Annotated in this window: 22 protein-coding genes; 12 read left to right on the top strand and 10 right to left on the bottom strand. The window is 70.3% G+C overall.

What is annotated here, in order from left to right:
- Genes QTI20_RS22525 through gbd form a run of 8 tightly spaced genes read right to left on the bottom strand, consistent with a single transcriptional unit; the run spans position 1 to position 8,178 of the window.
- Entirely contained in the window at positions 1-987 is a 987-nt protein-coding gene (locus QTI20_RS22525; RefSeq protein ID WP_286554192.1) for a tripartite tricarboxylate transporter substrate binding protein, read from the bottom strand.
- Between the two features lie 41 nt (positions 988-1,028).
- Entirely contained in the window at positions 1,029-2,201 is a 1,173-nt protein-coding gene (locus QTI20_RS22520) for an alpha-hydroxy acid oxidase (RefSeq protein ID WP_286554193.1), read from the bottom strand.
- A gap of 23 nt (positions 2,202-2,224) precedes the next feature.
- Positions 2,225-3,502, bottom strand: a complete 1,278-nt coding sequence (locus tag QTI20_RS22515) for a TRAP transporter large permease (protein ID WP_286554194.1) — start codon at positions 3,500-3,502, stop codon at positions 2,225-2,227.
- A gap of 25 nt (positions 3,503-3,527) precedes the next feature.
- Positions 3,528-4,031 (bottom strand): TRAP transporter small permease, encoded by a 504-nt coding sequence (locus tag QTI20_RS22510; RefSeq protein WP_286554195.1) that lies wholly within the window; start codon positions 4,029-4,031, stop codon positions 3,528-3,530.
- 42 nt (positions 4,032-4,073) lie between these two features.
- Entirely contained in the window at positions 4,074-5,003 is a 930-nt protein-coding gene (locus QTI20_RS22505) for an amidohydrolase family protein (protein WP_286554196.1), read from the bottom strand.
- Positions 5,000-5,992 (bottom strand): TRAP transporter substrate-binding protein, encoded by a 993-nt coding sequence (locus QTI20_RS22500; protein ID WP_286554198.1) that lies wholly within the window; start codon positions 5,990-5,992, stop codon positions 5,000-5,002. Before QTI20_RS22500 ends, QTI20_RS22505 begins: the two co-directional genes overlap by 4 nt.
- 37 nt (positions 5,993-6,029) lie before the next feature.
- Positions 6,030-6,995 (bottom strand): Bug family tripartite tricarboxylate transporter substrate binding protein, encoded by a 966-nt coding sequence (locus QTI20_RS22495; RefSeq protein WP_286554200.1) that lies wholly within the window; start codon positions 6,993-6,995, stop codon positions 6,030-6,032.
- Between the two features lie 46 nt (positions 6,996-7,041).
- The gene (gene gbd / locus QTI20_RS22490; protein ID WP_286554201.1) at positions 7,042-8,178 is read right to left on the bottom strand and encodes a 4-hydroxybutyrate dehydrogenase; all 1,137 of its coding nucleotides are present in this window, start codon (positions 8,176-8,178) and stop codon (positions 7,042-7,044) included.
- A 306-nt stretch (positions 8,179-8,484) separates the two neighbouring features.
- Between gbd and QTI20_RS22485 the strand changes: the two genes are divergently transcribed.
- The 4 genes from QTI20_RS22485 to QTI20_RS22470 are packed head-to-tail and all read left to right on the top strand — an operon-like array spanning position 8,485 to position 12,478.
- Positions 8,485-9,264 carry an enoyl-CoA hydratase-related protein gene (locus tag QTI20_RS22485; RefSeq protein WP_286554202.1) on the top strand — a complete coding sequence of 260 codons (780 nt, stop codon included), beginning with the start codon at positions 8,485-8,487 and terminating at the stop codon, positions 9,262-9,264.
- Between the two features lie 38 nt (positions 9,265-9,302).
- The gene (locus QTI20_RS22480) at positions 9,303-10,526 is read left to right on the top strand and encodes a CaiB/BaiF CoA transferase family protein (RefSeq protein WP_286554204.1); all 1,224 of its coding nucleotides are present in this window, start codon (positions 9,303-9,305) and stop codon (positions 10,524-10,526) included.
- Positions 10,527-10,557: 31 nt separating this feature from the next.
- Positions 10,558-11,550 carry a Bug family tripartite tricarboxylate transporter substrate binding protein gene (locus QTI20_RS22475; RefSeq protein WP_183024687.1) on the top strand — a complete coding sequence of 331 codons (993 nt, stop codon included), beginning with the start codon at positions 10,558-10,560 and terminating at the stop codon, positions 11,548-11,550.
- Between the two features lie 16 nt (positions 11,551-11,566).
- Positions 11,567-12,478 carry an amidohydrolase family protein gene (locus QTI20_RS22470; protein ID WP_286554207.1) on the top strand — a complete coding sequence of 304 codons (912 nt, stop codon included), beginning with the start codon at positions 11,567-11,569 and terminating at the stop codon, positions 12,476-12,478.
- Positions 12,479-12,491: 13 nt separating this feature from the next.
- On the opposite strand, the gene QTI20_RS22465 is transcribed toward QTI20_RS22470, so the two are convergent.
- Together QTI20_RS22465 and QTI20_RS22460 are read right to left on the bottom strand one after the other, a co-directional pair.
- Positions 12,492-12,956, bottom strand: coding sequence for an EVE domain-containing protein (locus tag QTI20_RS22465; RefSeq protein WP_286554208.1), 465 nt, complete (start codon positions 12,954-12,956; stop codon positions 12,492-12,494).
- 19 nt (positions 12,957-12,975) lie between these two features.
- Complete coding sequence (locus tag QTI20_RS22460) at positions 12,976-13,926, bottom strand: transcriptional regulator GcvA (protein ID WP_286554210.1); 951 nt, start codon at positions 13,924-13,926, stop codon at positions 12,976-12,978.
- 232 nt (positions 13,927-14,158) lie between these two features.
- Here QTI20_RS22460 and QTI20_RS22455 point away from each other — a divergent pair, with 232 nt between their 5' ends.
- From QTI20_RS22455 to QTI20_RS22420, 8 genes are all read left to right on the top strand, one after another.
- Complete coding sequence (locus tag QTI20_RS22455; protein WP_286554211.1) at positions 14,159-14,557, top strand: thioesterase family protein; 399 nt, start codon at positions 14,159-14,161, stop codon at positions 14,555-14,557.
- A gap of 176 nt (positions 14,558-14,733) precedes the next feature.
- A complete protein-coding gene (locus QTI20_RS22450) occupies positions 14,734-15,255 on the top strand; it encodes a PPC domain-containing DNA-binding protein (protein ID WP_286554212.1) in 522 nt (173 codons plus the stop codon).
- A 283-nt stretch (positions 15,256-15,538) separates the two neighbouring features.
- Positions 15,539-16,222: an aldehyde dehydrogenase iron-sulfur subunit PaoA gene (gene paoA, locus QTI20_RS22445; RefSeq protein WP_286554213.1), complete on the top strand. Its 684-nt coding sequence runs from the start codon at positions 15,539-15,541 to the stop codon at positions 16,220-16,222.
- Positions 16,219-17,169: an FAD binding domain-containing protein gene (locus QTI20_RS22440; protein ID WP_286554214.1), complete on the top strand. Its 951-nt coding sequence runs from the start codon at positions 16,219-16,221 to the stop codon at positions 17,167-17,169. The genes paoA and QTI20_RS22440 overlap by 4 nt, the downstream gene beginning before the upstream one ends.
- A 3-nt stretch (positions 17,170-17,172) precedes the next feature.
- The gene (paoC, locus tag QTI20_RS22435; RefSeq protein WP_286554215.1) at positions 17,173-19,368 is read left to right on the top strand and encodes an aldehyde oxidoreductase molybdenum-binding subunit PaoC; all 2,196 of its coding nucleotides are present in this window, start codon (positions 17,173-17,175) and stop codon (positions 19,366-19,368) included.
- Between the two features lie 171 nt (positions 19,369-19,539).
- Positions 19,540-20,361 (top strand): alpha/beta fold hydrolase, encoded by an 822-nt coding sequence (locus QTI20_RS22430; RefSeq protein WP_286554216.1) that lies wholly within the window; start codon positions 19,540-19,542, stop codon positions 20,359-20,361.
- A gap of 34 nt (positions 20,362-20,395) precedes the next feature.
- A complete protein-coding gene (locus QTI20_RS22425) occupies positions 20,396-21,049 on the top strand; it encodes a hydrolase (protein WP_286554217.1) in 654 nt (217 codons plus the stop codon).
- Between the two features lie 13 nt (positions 21,050-21,062).
- On the top strand, positions 21,063-21,347 hold the full coding sequence (locus QTI20_RS22420) for a XapX domain-containing protein (protein ID WP_286554818.1): 285 nt from the start codon (positions 21,063-21,065) through the stop codon (positions 21,345-21,347).
- The last annotated feature ends 65 nt before the right edge of the window (positions 21,348-21,412 follow it).

Here is a 21,412-nt window from a genome sequence, read left to right as displayed (position 1 = left end):
CTATTTCTGCAGCAGCACCACCCGGCTCAGGATGTCCTTGATGTAGGCGCTCTCCTGGGCCATGCGGGCTTCGAAGGCCGCGCTGTCCAGGTCGGTGTCGACGGTGAAGTTCAGCCGCTCCATGTCGGCGCGCAGCGAGGGCTCCTTCATGGTCTTGGCGGTGGCGGCCTTGAGCACCGCGATCACCTCGGGCGGCGTGCCCTTGGGCACGGCCAGGCCGCGCCAGGTGCCGAGCTCGAGGTCGATGCCGCGCTCCTTGAGCGTGGGCACGGTCTCGAAGCCCTTCACGCGCCGGTCGGCCATCACGCCCAGCGCGCGCAGCTTGCCCGCGGCGATGTGGGTCGCGACCTCGGGGGTGCTGACCGTCACCGCGTCCACATGGCCGCCCAGCAGTGCGAGCACGGCCGGCGCGCCGCCCGCGTAGGGGATGTAGTTGAAGCTGGCGCCGGTGCGGTCGGCCAGCGCGGCCGCCGCCAGATGCCACATCGAACCCTGGCCCGCATTGCCGACGCGGACGTTGGCGTCGGGCTTCTTCGCCGCGGCGACGAACTGCTCCAGCGTGGTCCAGGGCGCGTCGGTGCGCACCACCACCACGGCCGGGTCGGCGTTGAGGCGGGCGATGGGCGTGAGGTCGTTCCAGCCGAACTTGGCCAGCCCGATCTGGTTCAGGAAAGTGACCTCCACCGTGGTCAGCGCCAGCCGGTAGCCGTCGGGCTTGGCGTTGATCACGTCGTTCCAGCCGATCACGCCGGCCGCGCCGGGTTTGTTGACCACCACGATGGGCTGCGGCAGGTGCTTCACGGCCGCGGCGGCGAAGCCGCGCGCCATCACGTCGGCCCCGCCGCCGGCCTGGTAGGGCACCACCAGCTCGATCGGGCGCACCGGGTAGTCCGCGGCCTGCGCGGCACCGGTGGCCAGCAGGCCGCCGAGGGCGAGCGACAGCGCGAGCAGGGCGCGCGGGGAACGGAAGGAAGCGAGGGTCGGCATGGTGTCTCCAGGGTTGGCGGAAAGGCGAGCGTGCGTTGCGCTCAGAACATCGGAAAACCGGGCGAGGGTGCGAACTCGTCGAGCAGGATGCCGCGGTCCACCGTGCGCACGTCGGTGCGTCCGCAGAAGGCCATCGTCAGGTCCAGCTCCTTGTGGATCAGCTGCAGCGCGCGGGTCACGCCCGCCTCGCCCATCGCGCCCAGGCCGTAGAGCATGGCGCGGCCGATGAAGGTGCCCTTGGCGCCCAGGGCCAGCGCCTTGAGCACGTCCTGGCCCGAGCGGACGCCGCCGTCCATGTGCACCTCGATGCGGTGGCCCACGGCCTCGGCGATGCGCGGCAGCGCGCGGATCGAGGAGGGCGCGCCGTCGAGCTGGCGCCCGCCGTGGTTCGACACGATCAGCGCGTCGGCGCCGCTGTCGGCCGCGAGCTTCGCGTCGTCCACGTCCTGGATGCCCTTGAGGATCAGCTTGCCCGGCCACTGCTTGCGGATCCAGGCCACGTCCTGCCAGTTGAGCGTGGGGTCGTACTGCTGCGCGGTCCAGTCGGCCAGCGAGCTCATGGTCTCCACGCCCTCGACATGGCCGACGATGTTGCCGAAGCTGCGGCGCTTGGTGCCCAGCATGCCCGCGCACCAGCGCGGCTTGCTCGCCATGTTCAGCAGGTTGGGCAAGGTGAGCCGCGGCGGCGCCGAGAGGCCGTTGCGCAAGTCCTTGTGGCGCTGGCCGCTGATCTGCAGGTCGAGCGTGAGCACCAGCGCCGTGCAGTTGGCGGCATGCGCGCGCGCCATCAACCGCTCGACGAAGGCGCGGTCGCGCATCACGTAGAGCTGGAACCAGAAGGGATGGCCGTCGGTGGCCTCGGCCACGTCCTCGATCGAGCAGATGCTCACGGTCGACAGCGTGAACGGGATGCCGAAGGCCTTGGCCGCGCGCGCCGCGAGGATCTCGCCGTCGGCATGCTGCATGCCGGTCAGGCCGGTGGGCGCGATGGCCACCGGCATCGCCACGTCCTGCCCGAGCATCTGCGTGCGCGTGCTGCGCGCGCCGATGTCCACCGCCACCCGCTGGCGCAGCAGGATGCGCTGGAAGTCGGCCTCGTTGGCGCGGTAGGTGCTCTCGGTCCAGGAGCCGGCGTCGGCGTACTCGTAGAACATGCGCGGCACGCGCTTCTTCGCGAGCACGCGCAGGTCTTCGATGTTGGTGATCAGGGTCATGAAGGAGGGAAAGGGAAGGGAGATCAGCGCAGCCAGCTCGCCGGCACCAGGATCAGCTGCGGGAACAGCACGAACAGGAACATCAGCGCGGTCAGCGAGAGCAGGAAGGGCCAGACGCCCGAGATCACGCTGTCGAGGCTCACGCGCGCGGTGCCGGCCACCACGTTGAGCACCGTGCCCACGGGCGGCGTGAGCAGGCCGATGGCGTTGTTCATGATGAACATCACGCCGAAGTACACCGGATCGATGCCGGCCTTGGTGATCACCGGCATCAGGATGGGCGTCATGATCAGCACGGTGGGCATCAGGTCGAGCGCGGTGCCCACGATGATCACCAGCACCATGATCACGAACATCAGCAGGATCGGGCTGTCGACGAAGGGTTCGAGCAGCGCCGTCACCTGCGCCGGGATGTTGGCGATGGTGATCAGCCAGGCCGAGACCAGCGCGCAGGCCACGAGGAACAGCACGGTGCTCGAGGTCTTGGCCGCGCTCAGCACCAGTTCGGGCACGCGCGAGAACTTGAGCTCGCCGTAGACGAACATGCCCACCACGAAGGCATAGACCACGGCCACCACGGCGGCCTCGGTCGGCGTGAACACGCCGAACTTCATGCCGCCGATGATCACGATCGGCAGGATCAGCGCCCACACGCCGTCGAGCGCCGCGCGGCCCAGCGCGGCCCCGCTGAAGCTGCGCACCACCACGCTCTTCTCCTTCTTCGCGCACAGCCACCAGGTGGCGGTGAGCGTGAGCGCCATCATGATCCCGGGGAACAGGCCGGCCAGGAACAGCTTGGTGATCGAGACCTGCGCCACCACGCCGAACACCACGATCGCGATCGAGGGCGGGATCACCGGCGCGATGATGCCGCCCGCGGCGATCAGCCCGGCCGCGCGCGGCACGTTGTAGCCGGCGTTGCGCATCATCGGGATCAGCAGCGCCGCCACCGCCGCGGTGTCGGCCACGGCCGAGCCCGAGATGCTGGCCACCACCGTGGCCGCGATGATCGCCACATAGCCCAGGCCGCCGCGCACGTGGCCGACCATCGCGTCGGCCACCCGCACGATGCGCGTCGAGAGGCCGCCGGCGTTCATCAGTTCGCCCGCCAGCATGAAGAAGGGCACCGCCATCAGCGGGTAGTTGTTGACGCCCTCGAGCATGTTCTGCGCGAGGATCTGGGTGTCGAAGCTGCCCAGGTGGACCATCAGCGCCACGCCGCAGAACAGCAGCGCGAACGCGATGGGCATGCCGAAGGCCATGGCCCCGAGCAGCGAGGAGACGAAGACGAAGATGGTCATGCGTTCTTTCGGAATCGGGAGTAGCTCATTCGCCGGCGCTGCCGGTGTCGTTGACCAGTTCGGAACGCGGCATGCGCCCGCTCAGCAGGCGCCAGAGCGAATGCACCAGCAGCAGTGCCATGCCGGCGCTGCTCACCAGCAGGCAGGCATAGACCACGCCGATGGGCACGCCGGTGACCGGCGCGCGGTCGTCCATGCCGATCACGACCAGCTTCCAGGCGCCGTGCACCAGCAGCAGGCAGCAGCCCAGCGCGCCCACGTCGGCCACGAAGCGGCAGAAGCGCTGGCCGCGTTCGCCCAGCCGTGCGACGATGGTCGACATGCCCAGGTGCATGTTGTCTTTCATCACCATCAGCGCGCCGATCAGCGTGAGCCACATGAAGACGAAGCGCGAGGCTTCTTCCGAGAAGACGATGCCCGAGTTGAAGGCGTAGCGCAGCACCACGTTGCCGAACACGAGCGCGACCATGACGGCCATCATCGTGATCATCAGCACGTTCGCGGTGCGCTCGAAAAGGCGGGACAGCATGACGGTCTCCTGTTGTTGTGGGTTCTGGGGGAGGCGTCGGCTTCAGCGGCTGGCGGGCGCGATGCGGTAGACGCGCAGCGCGTTGCCGCACCAGATCGCGTCGCGCGCCGCCGCATCCAGCGGCGCCAGCGCCTCGGCCACGGTGCGCACCACCTCGGAGAAGGGCGCGCGCAGGCCCGACACCGGCAGGTTGCTGGCGAACATGCAGCGCTGCGCACCGAAGATCTCGACCGTCTCGCGGATCACGCGCACGTTGCTCGCGGCGTCCCAGGGCGCGTCGGGCAGGCCGAATTCGGACAGCTTCACCACCACCTCGGGCAGGGCGGCGAGTGCCGTCATGCCGCGGCGCCAGTGCGCGAGGCCGTCCTCGCTGCGGTCCCAGGGCAGGCCCGCATGCTCGACCGCCACGCGCAGGCCGGGAAAGCGCGCGATGGCCTCGGCCGCTTCCTCCAGGTGCCAGTAGGGCACGCGCACGTCCCACAGCAGGTCGTGGTCGCGCAGCAGCCCCAGGCCCGCGCGCCAGGGTTCGTGCTGCAGCGTGCCGGGCTGGCCGCGCACGCTGTCGGCCGGGCTGCGCGCGATGCGCGGCTTGCAGCGCACGCCGCGCACCAGCGGCCATTCGGCCTGCTGGCGCATCTGCGCCTCGGCGTCGGGTGCGAGGAACTCCACGTTGGCGAGCACCGCGTCGGGAAAGCCGTGCTGCGCATGGACGGCGTGCAGCCAGCGCGTCTCGGCCAGCGACTCGGCGCGCGAGCGCTCGGCTTCCACATGCACGGTGGCGACGATGGGCAGGCCCGCGGTCACGGCGCGGTAGTCGGCCACGCCGAAGTCGCGCTGCAGCACGCTGTAGTCGCCGAGGAAGAAGGCGTCGGCGTCGTAGCGGTCCTGCAGCCAGGGGAAGTGGCCCTCCGACAGGTGCCAGAGGTGGTGGTGCGCGTCGACGATCGCGGTGGGGAGCGGCGGCGTGCTCACGGCTGCGCGTCCATGGCCTTGAGCACCGCGTCGCCGTTCTTCTCGACGTAGAGCTTGCGCGTCTCGTCGCGCACGATCTGGCGGATGCCGGCGGTGTCGGGGTTCTCGTTGATCTGCATGCCCTTGGCGCGCAGCTGGGCGATCGCGTCCTTCTCGCCGTCGGCATTGAGCTTGCGCTGGAAGTTCGCCGCGGCGGTGGCCTCCTCGAGGATCACCTTCTGGAACTCGGGCTTGAGCGACTCGAAGCGCGCCTTGTTCATGATCACCACCAGCGGCGTGTAGGCATGGCGGGTGAGCGAGAGGTACTTCTGCACCTCGTACATCTTCGACGACAGCATCAGCGTGGGCGGGTTCTCCTGGCCGTCGACCGCGCCCGACTCGAGCGCGCCGAAGACTTCGGCGAAGGGCATGGGCTGCGGGTTCGCGCCCAGCAGCTGGAAGGCCTTGAGGTGCGAGGGGTTCGGCGTGGTGCGGATCTTCAGGCCCTTGATGTCGGCCGCGGTGTTGATCGGCCGCTTGTTGTTGCCCAGGCTGCGGAAGCCGATCTCCCAGAAGGCCAGGCCCTTGATCTGGTGCGCGCCCAGCTCGTCGAGCAGGCCGCGGCCGACCGGGCCGTCGAGCGTGCGGTAGGCCTGCTGCGCATCGCTGAACTGGTAGGGCAGGTCGAGCGCGTTGAGCTTGGGCGCGAGGCCGGTGACGAAGGGGTTGCCGGTGGCGCCGATGTCGATGGTGCCGCTGCGCACGCCGGTCACCAGCGTCACGTCGTTGCCCAGCTGGCTGTTGGCGAAGACCTGGATCTCCACCCCGCCCTGGGTGCGTTCCTTGACGCGCTTGCTGAAGTCGAGCGCGGCCTTGTGCTGCGAGTCGCTCTCGGGGACGGTGTGGCTGAAGCGCAGCTTGACCGGCGTCTGCGCGGCGGCCGTGCCGGCGCCGAGTGCGAAGGCGAGGGCCAGCAGGCCGCCCGCGAGGGGCTTGAAGGGGATGTGCATGCTTGTCTCCTGTGGTGGATGGCTGCCGCGATGCGGCTCAGACCGTGACCTTGGCGTCCTTGACCACCTTGGCCCATTTCTCCTTCTCGACCGCGATGAAGTCGACGAACTTCGCGGCCGAACCGCCGCCGTCCTCGGCGCCGTAGCTGGCCAGCTTCTCGGCCACGTCGGGCATCGAGAGCACCTTGTTGAAGTCCTCGTTCATGCGCTGCACCATGGCCGGCGGCATGCGCGCCGGGCCGGCCAGGCCGTACCAGGTGCTGGCATCGAAGCCCGGGTAGCCCAGCTCGGCCACGGTCGGCACGTTGGGCTGTGCCTTCGAGCGCTGCGGCCGGGTCTGCGCGATGGCCAGCAGCTTGCCGCTGGCCACATGCGGCGTGGCCGAGGTCATGGTCTCGAAGCTGTAGTTGATCTGGCCGCCGATCAGGTCGGTCAGCATCGGCGCCGAGCCGCGGTAGGGCACGTGCAGCGCGTCGACGTTGGCGCGCAGCTTGAACAGCTCGGTCGCCAGATGCTGCGAGGCGCCCGCGCCCGAGGATCCGAAGGTGATCGCGCCGGGCCTGCTGCGGCACAGCGCGACCACGTCCTTGAGCGTGCGCGCCGGCTGGCTGGTGTTGCAGATCAGCAGGTTGGGCGTGATGCCCACCAGCACGATGGGCGTGAAGTCGCGCTCCACCACATAGGGCAGCGAGGGGTAGAGCGCGGGCGCGATCGCGTGGTTGCTGATGTTGGTCATCAGCAGCGTGGTGCCGTCGCCGGGCTGCTTGGCGACGTACTCGGCGGCGATCACGCCGCCCGCGCCGGTCTTGTTCTCGACCGTGACCGGCGTGCCCCACATCACCGACAGCTTCTGCGCCATCACGCGCGCCATCACGTCGGTGCCGCCGCCGGGCGGAAAGCCCACCACGATGCGGATCGGGCCGGGTGGCAGCGGCGATTGCGCGTGCACCAGCGGCACGCTGCAGGCGGCGAGAGTGGTGGCGAGGAAGTGGCGTCTTTGCATGTCTTTGTCTCCGGTTTTTTCTGTGAAAAGGCCGCTGTCGAAGGGCTCAGAGCGAGTCCATCAACATCGCCTGGTAGTCGGCGGGGCTGGCCTCGCGCGGGTTGGTCTTGTGGCAGTGGTCCTTGAGCGCGCCCTCGATCACACGCGGGAAGAGCTCGGGCGAGACGTCGAGCGCGGCCAGGCCGGTGGGCAGGCCCAGCCGGCGGTTCATCGCGCTCACCGCGGGCGCCACCGCGTCGGCGCTGCCCAGGCCCATGGCCTGCGCCATGCGCGCGAGCCGCTGCTCCTGCTGCATCGACGGGGCTTCGGCGTTGAAGCGGATCACGGCCGGCAGCAGGATCGCGTTGAGCGTGCCGTGGTGCAGCCGCGGGCTCAGGCCGCCCATCGAATGGCTCAGGCTGTGGACGCAGCCCAGGCCCTTCTGGAAGGCCAGCGCGCCCTGCATCGAGGCGCTCATCATGTGCAGCCGGGCCGCGCGGTCGCCGGGCGTCGAGGTCGCGGTCTCGATGTGCCGCCAGCCGCGGCGCAGGCCGTCGAGCGCGATGCCGTCGGCCGGCGGGTTGAAGGCCGGCGCCATGAAGGTCTCCATGCAGTGCGCGATCGCGTCCATGCCGGTGGCCGCGGTGAGCAGCGGCGGCAGGCCCAGCGTGAGTTCGGGGTCGCACAGCGCGACGCGCGGCACCAGGTGGGGCGAGAGCACGCCGACCTTGCGGCCGTCGTCGAGGATCAGCACCGCGCCGCGGCCGACCTCGCTGCCGGTGCCGGCCGTGGTGGGCACGGCGATCACCGGCGCGGTGGCGGCGGTGATGCGCGCCGCACCGCCCTCGATGGCCGCGAAGGACTTGAGAGGGCCTTCGTGCGTGGCGCACACCGCCACGCCCTTGGCCAGGTCGATCGGCGAACCGCCGCCGACCGCGACGATGCCGTCGCACTGGTTCTCCACGTACATCGCCACCGCGGCGCGCATCGCCCGCTCGGTGGGGTTCGACGGCGTGCCGTCGAACACCACGAAGGGCAGGCCGCCCAGCTGCGCGGTCACGCGGTCGAGCACGCCCGCGGCGCGCACGCCGGCATCGGTGACCACCAGCGGCCGGCGGATGCCGATGCGCTCGCATTCCTGCGCGAGCAGCTTGACGGCGCCGAAGTCGATCTGGATCTGGGTGATGTAGTGGATGAGGGCCATGCGGTCTCCGTTCGGCTGCGATATCGGGTGTTGTCTCGTCGACGGCGGCCTCGGCTGGGCGCTCTGCCGTCGTGGGCCGCGAGTCTAGGAAGGGGGCGCCGGCGGGGCAACGTGGAATAACTTGAAGCCCGACCGAGAAAAATTCACAAGCCCGGCGGCGGGGGCCGCGCGAGTTTTTCTTGAAGACCGGCCCAGTTTTTTTCGTTTGTCCGCTGGGCCCCGCGTTCCTAGACTTCGGACCGTTCGCACCCCTCATCCCGTGCCGCCGAGAAGGCGCGGCGCACCACACGAAAGAGACGACCCGACATGACCCCGCTCATCCTCATCGAGCGCGACGAGCGCATCGCCACCGTCATCCTCAACAAGCCCGACAAGATGAATGCCATGGACCTGGGCATGTGGCAGGGCCTGACCGACGCCTTCACCGAGCTGTCGGCCGACGACGAACTGCGCTGCATCGTGCTGCGCGGCGCCGGCGGCAAGGCCTTCTCGGCCGGCGCCGACATCGAGGAGTTCACCCGCCTGCGCTCCAGCGCGGCCCAGGCCGGCGACTACGCCAAGGTCACGCACGCCGCGATGCAGGCCATCGCGCACAGCAAGCATCCGACGCTGGCCGTGATCGAGGGCGCCTGCGTGGGCGGCGGGCTGGAGATCGCCTCGGTCTGCGACATGCGCATCTGCGGCAGCTCGAGCCGCTTCGGCGTGCCGGTCAACAAGCTGGGCCTGGTGATGTCGTACGGCGAGCTGGGCGGCCTGGTCGACCTGGTGGGCAGCGCGACCGCGCTCGAGATCGTGCTCGAGGGCCGGGTGTTCGACGCCAAGGAGGCCTTCGAGAAGCGCCTGGTCAACCGCGTGGTCGACGACGCCGAGGTGCTGGCGCAAGGCCAGGCCACCGCGCGCCGCATCGCCAACGGCGCGCCGCTGGTGGCGCGCTGGCACAAGAAGTTCGTGCGCCGCCTGGCACAGCCGCAGCCGCTGACGGCGGCCGAGGCCGACGAGGCCTACGCCTGCTTCGACACCGAGGACTTCCGCATCGGCTTCCAGGCCTTCCTCGCCAAGACCCGCCCGGTCTTCACGGGCCGCTGAGTGCGTCCGTTCCCCCCGACATTCCCACGGAGCACCGCGTGACCCTTCCTCTTTCCCGCATCAAGGTCCTCGACGTCAGCCAGATCATGGCCGGCCCTTTCTGCTGCATGCTGCTCGGCGACATGGGCGCGGACGTCATCAAGGTCGAGACGCCGGGCATCGGCGACCAGACCCGCAAGTCGATGGGCTTTCGCCTCAAGGGCGAGGACAGCGGCGGCTTCCTGGCGCTCAACCGCAACAAGCGCAGCGTCGAGATCGACCTCAAGAGCCCGGCCGGCCTCGAAGCCTTCTACGCGCTGGTGAAAGAGGCCGACGTGCTGGTCGAGAACAACCGGCCCGGCGTGGTCGCGCGGCTCAAGATCGACTACGCCACCTTGCGCGAGATCAACCCGCGGCTGGTCTACGCCAGCATCTCGGGCTTCGGCCAGACCGGCCCCTGGTCGCGCCGCCCCGGCCTCGACCTGATCGCGCAGGCCATGACCGGCGTGATGAGCGTGATGGGCCACGCGGGCCAGCCCCCCGTCAAGTCCAGCGTGCCGCTGGCCGACCTGGGCGCGGGCCTGTTCGCGGCCTACGGCATCCTGAGCGCGATCATCGGCCGCGGCATCACCGGCGAAGGCCAGTTCATCGACGCCTCGCTGTTCGAGACCGCGCTGAGCCTGTCGGTCTGGGAATCGGCCGAGTACTGGGGCACGGGCGAGGTGCCGGTGCCCATCGGCAGCGCCAACCGCATGAGCGCGCCCTACCAGGCGGTGCGCGCGTCCGACCGCCCCTTCGTCATCGGCGCGGCCAACCAGAAGCTCTGGAAGGCGCTGTGCGGCGTGATCGGGCGCGACGACCTGGTGCAGGATGCGCGCTTCACCGACAACGTGCTGCGCATCCGCAACCGCGAGGTGCTGATCGCCGAGATCGAGGCCGAGTTCGCGCGCGGCACGGCCGACGAATGGGTGGCGGCGCTGCTCGCCGCCGGCGTGCCCGCGGGCCCGATCTACGACTACGCCGAGGCGCTGGGCAGCGAGCAGGCGGTGGCGCGCGACATGGTGCTGACCATCGACCACCCGGTCGAAGGCAAGACCCGCGCGCTGGGCTTCCCGGTCAAACTCAGCGGCACGCCGCAGCAGGTGCGCCATCCCGCGCCGCTGCTGGGCCAGCACACCGAGCAGGTGATGGGCGAGATCGGCCTGTCGGCCGAGCGCATCGACGCACTGCGCCAGGCCGGCGCCTTCGGCCCGGCCAAGGTCGGCGTCGCGGCGGCCAGCTGAGCGTGAGCAGAGCAAAGAACGGAGACAAGACATGACAACGACAGAATCCTTCGACCCCGCGCGCCGCCACGGCCTGCGCGCGGCCCTGATGCTGGGCGCCACGCTGGCCGTGCCCGCCTGGGCCCAGCCCGGCGCCTATCCGAGCAAGCCGATCGAGCTGGTCGTGCCCTGGCAGGCGGGCGGCGGCGCCGACGTGGTCGGCCGCTCCTTCGGCGCCGCGGTCGCCAAGTTCCTGCCGCAGCCGCTGGTGGTGGTCAACCGCCCCGGCGCCAGCGGCGTGCTGGGCCTGGGCGACGTGGTCAACGCCAGGCCCGACGGCTACAAGATCGTGCTCTCGTCGACCGAGCTCACCTTCCTCAACCACCTGGGCCTGGCCAAGTTCTCGTACAAGGACCTGCGCCCCATCGCGCGCCTGAACGCCGACCCGGCCGCGGTGGTGGTGCGCGCCGATGCGCCCTGGACCACGCTGGAGCAGTTCCTCGATGCCGCGCGCAAGGCCGATGCGAACATCCGCGTGGGCAATGCCGGCCATGGCTCGACCTGGCACATGGCGGCCGCGGCGCTGGGCGAGAAGACCGGCGCCAAGTTCAACCACATCCCCTACCCCGGCGGCGCGCCCGCGGTGCTGGCGCTGCTGGGCGGCCACATCGAGGCGGTGACGGTCAGCACGGCCGAGGTCTCGAGCTACGTGGCGGCCGGCAAGCTCAAGGCGCTGGCGGTGATGGCCGACAAGCGCGTGGCCGACGGCTTCGAGACCATCCCCACGCTCAAGGAGCGGAACATCGACCTGTCGATCGGCATCTGGCGCGGCCTCTCGGCGCCGCGCAACACGCCCGACGAGGTGATGGCCGTGCTCAAGGCCGCGACCGCCAAGGCGGTCAAGGAGCCGGTCTGGATCGACGCGCTGACCAAGCTGCACTTCAGTACCGACACCTACGCCGACGACGCGACGCTCGAGGCCGTGATGACCCGGGAGAGCGCCTTCTTCAAGGAGCTCGCGGGCAAGCTCAAGCTCGCGGGCTGAGCGCGAGAATCCGGCGATGGATTTCGAGTTCGACGAGCCCTTCATCGACGCCCACCAGCACTTCTGGGACCTGGGCGCCAACCCCTATCCCTGGCTGCAGGGCGAGACGGTGCCGAACTTCCGCTACGGCGACTATTCGGCGCTGCAGCGCAACTACCTGCCCGAGGACCTGGCGCGCGACACGCGCGGCCATGCGCCCGCGGGCACGGTGCACATCGAGGCCGAGTGGGATCGCGCCGACCCGGTGGCCGAGACGCGCTGGCTCACGCAGCTCGCGCAGGCCCACGGCCGGCCCACCGCGCTGGTCGCGCACGTGGCGCTCGACCATGCCGACGCGCCCGCGCTGCTGGCCGCCCAGGCCGCCTTCCCGCTGGTGCGCGGCATCCGGCACAAGCCGGTGACCGCGGCTTCGGCCGAGGTCGCGCAGCGCGGCCTCGCGGGCTCGATGGACGATGCGCGCTGGCGCCGCGGCTATGCGCTGCTGCAGCCGCATGGCCTGTCCTTCGACCTGCAGGCGCCCTGGTGGAACCTGGACCAGGCGGCCGAGCTGGCAAGCGACTTCCCGCAGACGCTGCTGATCCTCAACCACACCGGCCTGCCCGCCGATCGCAGCCCGGCCGGGCTCGCGGGCTGGCGCCGCGCGCTGGAGGCGCTGGCCGCGCAGCCCAACACCGCGATCAAGATCTCGGGCCTGGGCCAGCGCGGCAAGCCCTGGACGCAGGCCGAGAACGTGCCCGTGATCCGCGATGCGATCGCGATCTTCGGTGCCGGGCGCAGCCTGTTCGCGAGCAATTTCCCGGTCGACAGCCTGGTGGCCGGCTACGGCACGATCCTCGCGGGCTTCGTGGCCGCCATCGCCGACCGGCCCGCGCACGAGCGGCGCGCGCTGCTGCACGACAACGCGGTGCGGTTCTATCGCTTGGAGTGAAGGGCGCCGGCCCTCAGGCCAGCAGGTCCTCGGTGATCAGCCGCCAGTGCGCTTCGTCCACCGGCGTGATCGACAGCCGATTGCCGCGCTGGAGCACCACCAGCTCGGCCAGCGCCGGCGTGGCGCGCAGCTCGGGCAGGCCGAGCAGGCGGGTCTTGCGCAGCGCCTGCACGTCCAGCAGCAGCCAGCGCGGCGCCTCGGCCTTCGAGGCCGCGTCGAAATAGGGCGAGGCGGGGTCGAACTGCGTCGGGTCGGGGCGGGTGCCCGAGGCCACGCGCGCGATGCCGGCGATGCCCGGCTCGGGGCAGCTCGAGTGGTAGAACAGCACGCCGTCGCCCACCTGCATGCCGTCGCGCATGAAGTTGCGCGCCTGGTAGTTGCGCACGCCGGTCCAGGGCACGGTGGCGTCGGGCGCGGCCAGCGCGTCGTCGATCGCGCATTCGTCGGGTTCGGACTTCATCAGCCAGTAGCGGGTCATGGCGCGCCTCCTCCTGCTTTCAGGACGCGAAGGCGGTCAGGCCGGCGATGGCCGGAGCCACGCCGGACGGCTCGCTGGCCACCTCCTGGCGCACCCAGTCGACGAAGGCCGCGATGCGGCGGTCGTGGACCCGCTCCTCGGGGTAGACGATGAAGTAGGAGAACTCCACCGGCAGGCTGATGTCGAAGGGCCGCACCAGCAGGCCGTCGGCCAGGTCCTTGAGCACCCAGTTCTTCTTGGCCAGCGCCACGCCCAGGCCGTCGACCGCGGCGTTGATCACCAGGTGGCTGGGCCAGAACGAGGGCCCGCGCGTGGCATCGACCTCGGTCACGCCGGCGTGCTCGAGCCACATGGCCCAGTGCGGGTTGCTCACGTCGCTGTAGGTGCTGTCGTCGTGCAGCAGGGTATGGAAGCGCAGGTCCGACGGCGTGCGCAGCGGGTGCTCGCCGCGCATCAGCGCCGGGCTGCAGACCGGGAACACCTCGACCGGCAGGCACAGCTCGGAATGCAGGCCCGGGTACTTGCCGCGGCCGTAGCGCACCGCCAGGTCGAAGTCCTCGCGCGCGAAGTCGACCATGTGCTTGGAGGTCGAGACCTTGAGGTCGATCTCGGGGTGCGCCTTCATGAAGCGGTCCATGCGCGGGATCAGCCACTTGACCGCGAAGGTCGGCGGCACGTTGATCTTGAGCGCGGGCATGCCCTGCGTCTGCAGCTGGTGCGTGGCATGCGCGAGCTGCTTGAAGGCCTGCTGCACGCCCGGCAGGTAGGCCTTGCCGGCGGCGGTGAGCGACAGCGACTTGGCGTCGCGCGTGAACAGCGCGATGCCCAGGCTCTCTTCGAGCGTCTTGATCTGGTGGCTCACCGCCGAGGGCGTGACGAACAGTTCCTCCGCGGCGCGCGTGAAGCTCAGGTGCCGGGCGGCGACTTCGAAAGCCCTCAGGGGATTGAGCGGCGGGATGGGGCGCGACACAGTGGATTCCTTCGATGAACCGGCCCGGGTCGGCAGACCCGGTGCGCCGAGCTGCACCTTGCAGGTCGGGAGCGCCGAGTGTGCGCCAAAAGCCTTCAATATTTTCTCCGCATTCGCCCTAGAAAAACTCGTTTGCCCAAGCGGGGGCCGCCTTCCTAGACTGGCGCCCCTGCTCGACGCGCACGCGCTGAGAGCCTCACTCCACGCGCTGCGGCGCCTTCGGAACAGCGGCATGACAAACGAACTCGAGGTGGGCGCGGTCGCCCATCGGCAACTGGTGGTGGACCTGCGCCGCACCGTGGACTTCCTGGGCGAGGCACTGCGCCTCTACGCCACGCCGGAACTGGTGCGCGACGTCGAGCAGACCTGCCTCGACTTCCTGCTCGGCCATGTCGCGCCGGGCGAGAACTCGGTGGGCACGGCCATCGCGCTCACGCACGGCGGCGCCACGCTGCTGGGCCAGGCGGTGCGCATCGAGGCGCGCGTGAACGCGGTCGACGGCCGCAGCGTGGGCTTCGACTTCGCGGTGCACGAGGGCGACAAGGAAGTCGCGCGCGGCACCCACAGCCGCTTCGTGGTCAACGTCGATCGCCTGCGCGCCAAGGTGCAGGCCAACCTTCCCCAGACCTAGGCATTCGGCCCGCGTGCGGGCCTCCAGCGTCGAATGCCAGCGCGCACGGCCCCGGCCGCGCGTGCGGGCGTTCCTCACCCGGCCGGAACCGTTCGAGGGGCGGCGACGGCCCTCGCGCGGCGCAAGCCGCATCCGTGCATCTCCCTCTCATCCCAACCAAGAATCGAGGCATCCCCATGGTCATCAAGACTTTCACTTCCCTGTGCATCGCGCTCTTCGCCGCGCTCGCCTTCGGCACGGCGGCGCAGGCGCAGGACCTGACCGGCAAGGTCACGCGCACGCCCACCGGCTACCTGATGGTGCTGCGCAACGGCGACGACGTGCTCGCGCACATCGAGAAGCTGGCGCAGGTCGAGCAGATCCAGAGCGCGAGCATCTTCGGCATCGGCTTCATGCGCGAGGCCACCTTCGGCTTCTACGACTTCTCGAAGAAGGTCTTCAACCCCAAGACCTTCAAGGACGTGGAGATGGCCAACCTCACCGGCAGCATCGCGTGGAAGGAGGGCAAGCCCTCGATCCATGCGCACGGCATCGTGACCGACGGGACCTTCATCGGCGCCGGCGGCCACTTCCTGGGCATGACGGTGGGCACGGGCTCGTGCGAGATCATGGTGATCCTGCATCCGCAGCGGCTCGAGCGCTTCGTCGACCCGGCCATCGGCGCCAACGTGCTGGGCCTGTACCCGGGCGCGAAGTAGGCCGCCGGCGCATCCTGCACCGCGGCGGTGCAAGCGCGGCCCGGCACGGGCTTAGGCCGGAGGCGACAGCTGCCGTAGGAGCCCGCCGACGGCACCCGGCCAGGCATGGCCGTCTCCCTCTGTAGAGCGGCTTCGGGCGCTGGTTCGTCGGCCACACCGGGTCACGCGATGAAGCGATGCGCCTCTGGTGCGATGCGCCATCGCTCCGTAGAGTGGTTCGTGACATGCGCGGGCGACACCCATCCGGTGCCGCCCGCCACACCCCACGATGAAGGACGAACCCATGCAAAGCTCGAACCATTTGCCGATCACCCGGCGTGGGCTGCTCGCCGCCGGCGCGGCCTCCGCCTCCGCCACGATGGTGGCCCGGACGGCGCAGGCGCAGGCGCAGGCGCAGGCGCAGGCGCAGGACGCCGCGCGCAGCCCGGACACCGCCGCCGGCGGCCCGCCGCTCACGACCGTGACGCTGCAGGTCAACGGCAAGACCCAGCGCCTGGCGCTCGACACCCGCACCACGCTGCTCGATGCGCTGCGCGAGCACCTGCACCTCACCGGCACCAAGAAGGGCTGCGACCACGGCCAGTGCGGCGCCTGCACCGTGATCGTCGACGGCCAGCGCATCAACTCCTGCCTCACGCTCGCGGTCATGCACGAGGGCGGCGCGGTCACCACCATCGAAGGCCTGGGCACGCCCGAGCGCCTGCATCCGCTGCAGGCGGCCTTCGTCAAGCACGACGGCTTCCAGTGCGGCTACTGCACGCCGGGCCAGATCTGTTCGGCCGCGGGCGTGCTCGACGAGATCGCGAAGGGCGTTCCCAGCCATGTCAGCGAGGACCTGAACGCGAAGCCGATGTTCTCGGCCGCCGAGCTGCGCGAACGCATGAGCGGCAACATCTGCCGCTGCGGTGCGTACAGCAACATCGTCGAGGCGATCACGGACGTCGCGAACGCGGGAGCCAAGGCATGAAATCCTTCACCTACCAACGCGTGAGCTCGACCGACGACGCCCTGGCCCAGGCCCAGCGCGTGCCGGGCGCGAAGTTCATCGCGGGCGGAACCAACCTGCTCGACCTGATGAAGCTGGAGATCGAGACGCCGGCCCACCTGGTCGACCTCAACGGACTCGGCCTGAAAACGATCGAGGCCACGCCCGAGGGCGGCCTGCGCATCGGCGCGCTGGTGAGCAACACCCAGCTCGCGGCCGACATGCGCGTGCGGCGCGACTACGGCGTGCTCTCGCGCGCGCTGCTGGCCGGCGCCTCGGGCCAGCTGCGCAACAAGGCCAGCACCGCGGGCAACCTGCTGCAGCGCACGCGCTGCCCCTACTTCTACGACACGAACCAGGCCTGCAACAAGCGCCAGCCGGGCAGCGGCTGCGCGGCCATCGGCGGCGTGAGCAAGCAATTGGCGGTGGTGGGCACCAGCGACGCCTGCATCGCCACGCACCCGAGCGACATGGCGGTCGCGATGCGGGTGCTCGATGCCTCGGTCGAGACCCTGCGCCCCGACGGCACGCGCCGCGTGATCCCGATCGCCGAGCTGCACCGCCTGCCGGGCGCCACGCCGCAGGTCGAGACCGCGCTGGCATCGGGCGAGCTGATCACCGCCGTCACGCTGCCCGGCCCGGTGGGCGGCACGCACATCTATCACAAGGTGCGCGACCGCGCGTCCTATGCCTTCGCGGTCGTGTCGGTCGCGGCCATCGTGCAGCGCGACGGCAGCGGGCGCGTTGCGCTGGGCGGCGTGGCGCCGCGGCCCTGGCGCATGGAGGGCGCCGACGCGCTGATGCCGCGTGGCGCCAAGGCCGTGACCGATGCGCTGTTCGCCGACGCGCGGCCCACCGCGCACAACGCCTTCAAGCTGCCGCTGGCCGAGCGCACGCTCGCCGCCACCTTTGCCCAAGCCAGGACCTGAGCCATGAAGTTCGACACCCCCGCCACCACCAACCCGATCGACCAGCTCAAGGTCGTCGGCCAGGCCGTCGACCGCGTGGACGGCCGCCTCAAGACCACCGGCACCGCGCGCTATGCCTACGAGCAGCACGACGTGGTCGCGAACCAGGCCTATGGCGTCGTGCTCGGCGCCGGCATCGCCAAGGGCCGCATCGTGTCGATGGACACGGCGCAGGCCCAGGCCGCCCCCGGCGTGATCGCCATCGTCACCGCGCAGAACGCGGGCAAGCTGGGCAAGGGCGAGCGCAACACCGCCAGGCTGCTCGGCGGGCCGACCGTCGACCACTACCACCAGGCGATCGCGCTGGTCGTGGCCGAGAGCTTCGAGCAGGCGCGCGCGGCCGCGGCGCTGCTGCGCGTCGACTACGCGCCCGCCGAGGGCCACTTCGACCTGGCGCAGGCCAAGGCGTCGCAGCCCAAGCTGGTCAGCAAGGACAAGAAGGTCGGCGACTTCGGCACCCATTTCGAGCGGGCCGAGGTGCAGCTCGACAGCACCTACACCACGCCCGACCATTCGCACGCGATGATGGAGCCGATGGCCAGCATCGCCGCCTGGCGCGGCGACCAACTCACGGTCTGGACCTCGAACCAGATGATCGACTGGGCCGCCACCGACCTGGCCAAGACCCTGGGCATCCCCAAGGCCAAGGTGCGCGTGATCTCGCCCTTCATCGGCGGCGGTTTCGGCGGCAAGCTGTTCCTGCGGTCCGACGTGCTGCTCGCGGCGCTGGGCGCGCGCCTCGCGAAGCGGCCGGTCAAGGTCGCGCTGCAGCGCCCGCTGATCGCCAACAACGCCACCCACCGGCCGGCCACCATCCAGCGCATCCGGCTGGGCGCCACCAAGGACGGGCGGCTCACGGCCATCGGCCACGAGAGCTGGTCCGGCGACCAGCCCGGCGGCCAGCCCGAAGAGGCCACCCAGCAGAGCGCGCTGCTCTACGCCGCGCCCCACCGGCTGACCGGCACGCGGCTCGCGGTGCTGAACCTGCCCGAAGGCAACGCGATGCGCGCGCCCGGCGAGGCGCCGGGGCTGATGGCGCTGGAGGTCGCGATGGACGAGATGGCCGAGCGGCTGCGCATGGACCCGATCGCCTTCCGCGCGCTCAACGACACGCAGGTCGACCCCGCCAAGCCCGAGCGCCGTTTCTCGCAGCGCCGGCTGGTCGACTGCATGCGCATCGGCGCCGAGCGCTTCGGCTGGGAGCGGCGCAACCCGGTGCCGGGCCGCGTGCGCGACGGGCAGTGGTGGGTCGGCATGGGCATGGCCGCGGCCTTCCGCAACAACCTGGTGATGAAGTCGGCCGCGCGGGTGCGGCTCGATGCGCAGGGCGTGGTCACGGTCGAGACCGACATGACCGACATCGGCACCGGCAGCTACACCATCATCGCGCAGACCGCGGCCGAGATGCTGGGCGTGCCGATCGAGCGGGTGGTGGTGCGGCTGGGCGATTCGAGCTTCCCGATCTCGGCCGGCTCGGGCGGGCAGTGGGGCGCCAACAGCGCGACCGCCGGCGTCTACGCGGCCTGCGTGAAGCTGCGCGAACAGATCGCGCGGCGCGCCGGCCTGGACATCGCCACTGCGACCTTCACCGACGGCCGCGTGACGACCGGCGGGCGCAGCGTGCCGCTGGCCGAACTCGCGTCGGCCCAGACGCTGGTGGCCGAGGACACCATGAGCTACGGCGACCTGGACAAGAAGTTCCAGCAGTCCACCTTCGGCGCGCATTTCGTCGAGGTGGGCGTGCATGCCTTCACCGCCGAGGTGCGGGTGCGCCGCATGCTCGCGGTCTGCGCCTCGGGCCGCATCCTCAACCCCAAGACCGCGCGCAGCCAGGTGATCGGCGGCATGACCATGGGCGTGGGCGCTGCGCTGATGGAGGAACTGGCGGTCGACCCCCGGCTGGGCTTCTTCGTCAACCACGACCTGGCGGGCTACGAGGTGCCGGTGCATGCCGACATCCCGCACCAGGAGGTGGTCTTCCTCGACGAGACCGATCCGATGTCCTCGCCCATGAAGGCCAAGGGCGTGGGCGAGCTGGGCATTTGCGGGGTCGGGGCCGCGGTGTCGAACGCGATGTACAACGCGACCGGCACGCGGGTGCGCGACTACCCGCTCACGCTGGACAAGCGCATCGGCGCGCTGCCGCCGCTGGAGGCCTGAGCCGGCCCCTGTTGTTGCAGTTGCATCGCGCAAAAAGACAAGGCAGCGCCTTTTCGTTCAAGCCGCCGGCGCCGCGCGCCGGTAGCCTGCGGACTCCTTTCGAGCGTCTGACGGGAGAGAGCGCGTCCTGCGCTTGGCTCCGCCGTCAGCGCTCCTCAGCCGGAGTCCGACATGAGCACTTTCACCACGCGCGATGGATGCGAGATCTACTACAAGGACTGGGGCCAGGGCCGGCCGGTCGTCTTCTGCCACGGTTGGCCGCTCGATGCCGACATGTGGGAGTACCAGATGCACTTCCTGGCCGAACACGGCCTGCGCGCCATCGCCTACGACCGCCGCGGCTTCGGCCGCTCGGGCCAGCCCTGGACCGGCTATGACTACGACACCTTCGCCGACGACCTGTCGGAGCTGATCGAGACCCTCGACCTGAAGGACGTGGTGCTGGTCGGCTTCTCGATGGGCGGCGGCGACGTGGCGCGCTACATCGGTCGCCACGGCACGGCGCGCATCGCCAAGGCGGCGCTGCTGAGCGCGGTCACGCCCTTGTTCATCCAGACCGCCGCGCATCCGCAGGGCGTGGACAAGGCCGTGTTTGACGGCATCAAGGCCGGCCTCTTGGCCGACCGCCCGCAGTTCCTCGACGACTTCGGCACGCTGTTCTACGGCACCAACCGAGAAGGCGCCAAGGTGTCGAAGGGCATCCTGGCCCAGACGCTGCAGATCGCGCTGCTGGCCTCGATCAAGGCCACGGTCGATTGCGTCACCGCTTTCTCCGAAACCGACTTCTTCGCCGACCTGGAGAAGTTCGACGTGCCCACGCTGGTGGTGCACGGCGACGACGACCAGGTCGTGCCCTTCGAGGCCACGGGCCGGCTCGCCGCGCAGGCCATCGCCGGCGCCGAACTCAAGGTCTACCCGGGCGCGCCGCACGCGCTGCCCTTCACGCACAAGGAACGGCTCAACGCCGACCTGCTGGCCTTCATCGAAGCCTGAGCCGCATCCCTTTTCTTTTTTTGCAGGACACACCATGCCCCTCACCGCCACCGCTGCCCCCGGCGCCAAGCTGCTCACCCCGCAGGACCACACGCTGGTCATGATCGACTTCCAGTCGCAGATGGCCTTCGCCACCCATTCGATCGAGGCGGTCACGCTGCGCAACAACGCCGCGCTGGTGGCCAACGCCGCGGCCGGCTTCGGCGTGCCGACCATCCTCACGACCGTGGCCGAGAAGAGCTTCTCGGGCCCGATGTTCGACGAGATCACGGCCGCCTTCCCGGGCCAGGCCATGCTCGACCGCAGCTCGATGAACACCTGGGAAGACGCCGCCGTGATCCGCCGCATCAACGAGATCGGCAAGCCGCGCATCGTGCTCTCGGGCCTGTGGACCGGCGTGTGCATCGTCGGCCCGGCGCTGTCGGCGCTGGGCCAGGGCTTCGAGGTCTACGTGATCGCCGATGCCTGCGGCGACGTCTCCACCGAGGCCCACGAGCGCGCGATGGACCGCATGGTGCAGGCCGGCGCGCAGCCCATGACCGCGCTGCAGTACCTGCTCGAGCTGCAGCGCGACTGGGCCCGCACCGACAGCTACGAGATGACCACGGGCATCGCGCGCAGGTTCGGCGGTGCCTACGGCTTGGGCATCGCCTACGCGAAGACCATGTTCAACGCGCATGAGGCTTGAGCGCCAGCGCGCCATGAAGCCCTACATCGTCTCGCTCGCCCTCGGCTTGCTGGTCGGCGTGATCTACGCGCTGTTCAGCGTGCGCTCGCCGGCGCCGCCGATCATCGCGCTGGTCGGCCTGCTGGGCATCCTCGCGGGCGAGCAGCTGCCGTCGCTGGCCAAGCGGCTGTTCGACCGCGCTCCTGCGTCCAGTTCGTGGCTGCAGCACCAGGTCAGGCCGCACATGTTCGGCGAGCTGCCGCAATGCGCGAAGCCCACTGCCCGCACCGAAACCCCTCCGGTCGAACCCAAGGCATGAGCACCGCACCTGGTCCCCACGGCCGCCGCCACTTCGTCGGTGCGCTGGGCGCGCTCGGCGCCGCC

The organism is Variovorax sp. J2P1-31 (genome assembly GCF_030317215.1).
Taxonomy (GTDB): Bacteria; Pseudomonadota; Gammaproteobacteria; order Burkholderiales; family Burkholderiaceae_C; genus Variovorax.
Note: the sequence above shows the minus strand (reverse complement) of the source record. Positions and strands in the feature narration are given on the sequence as shown.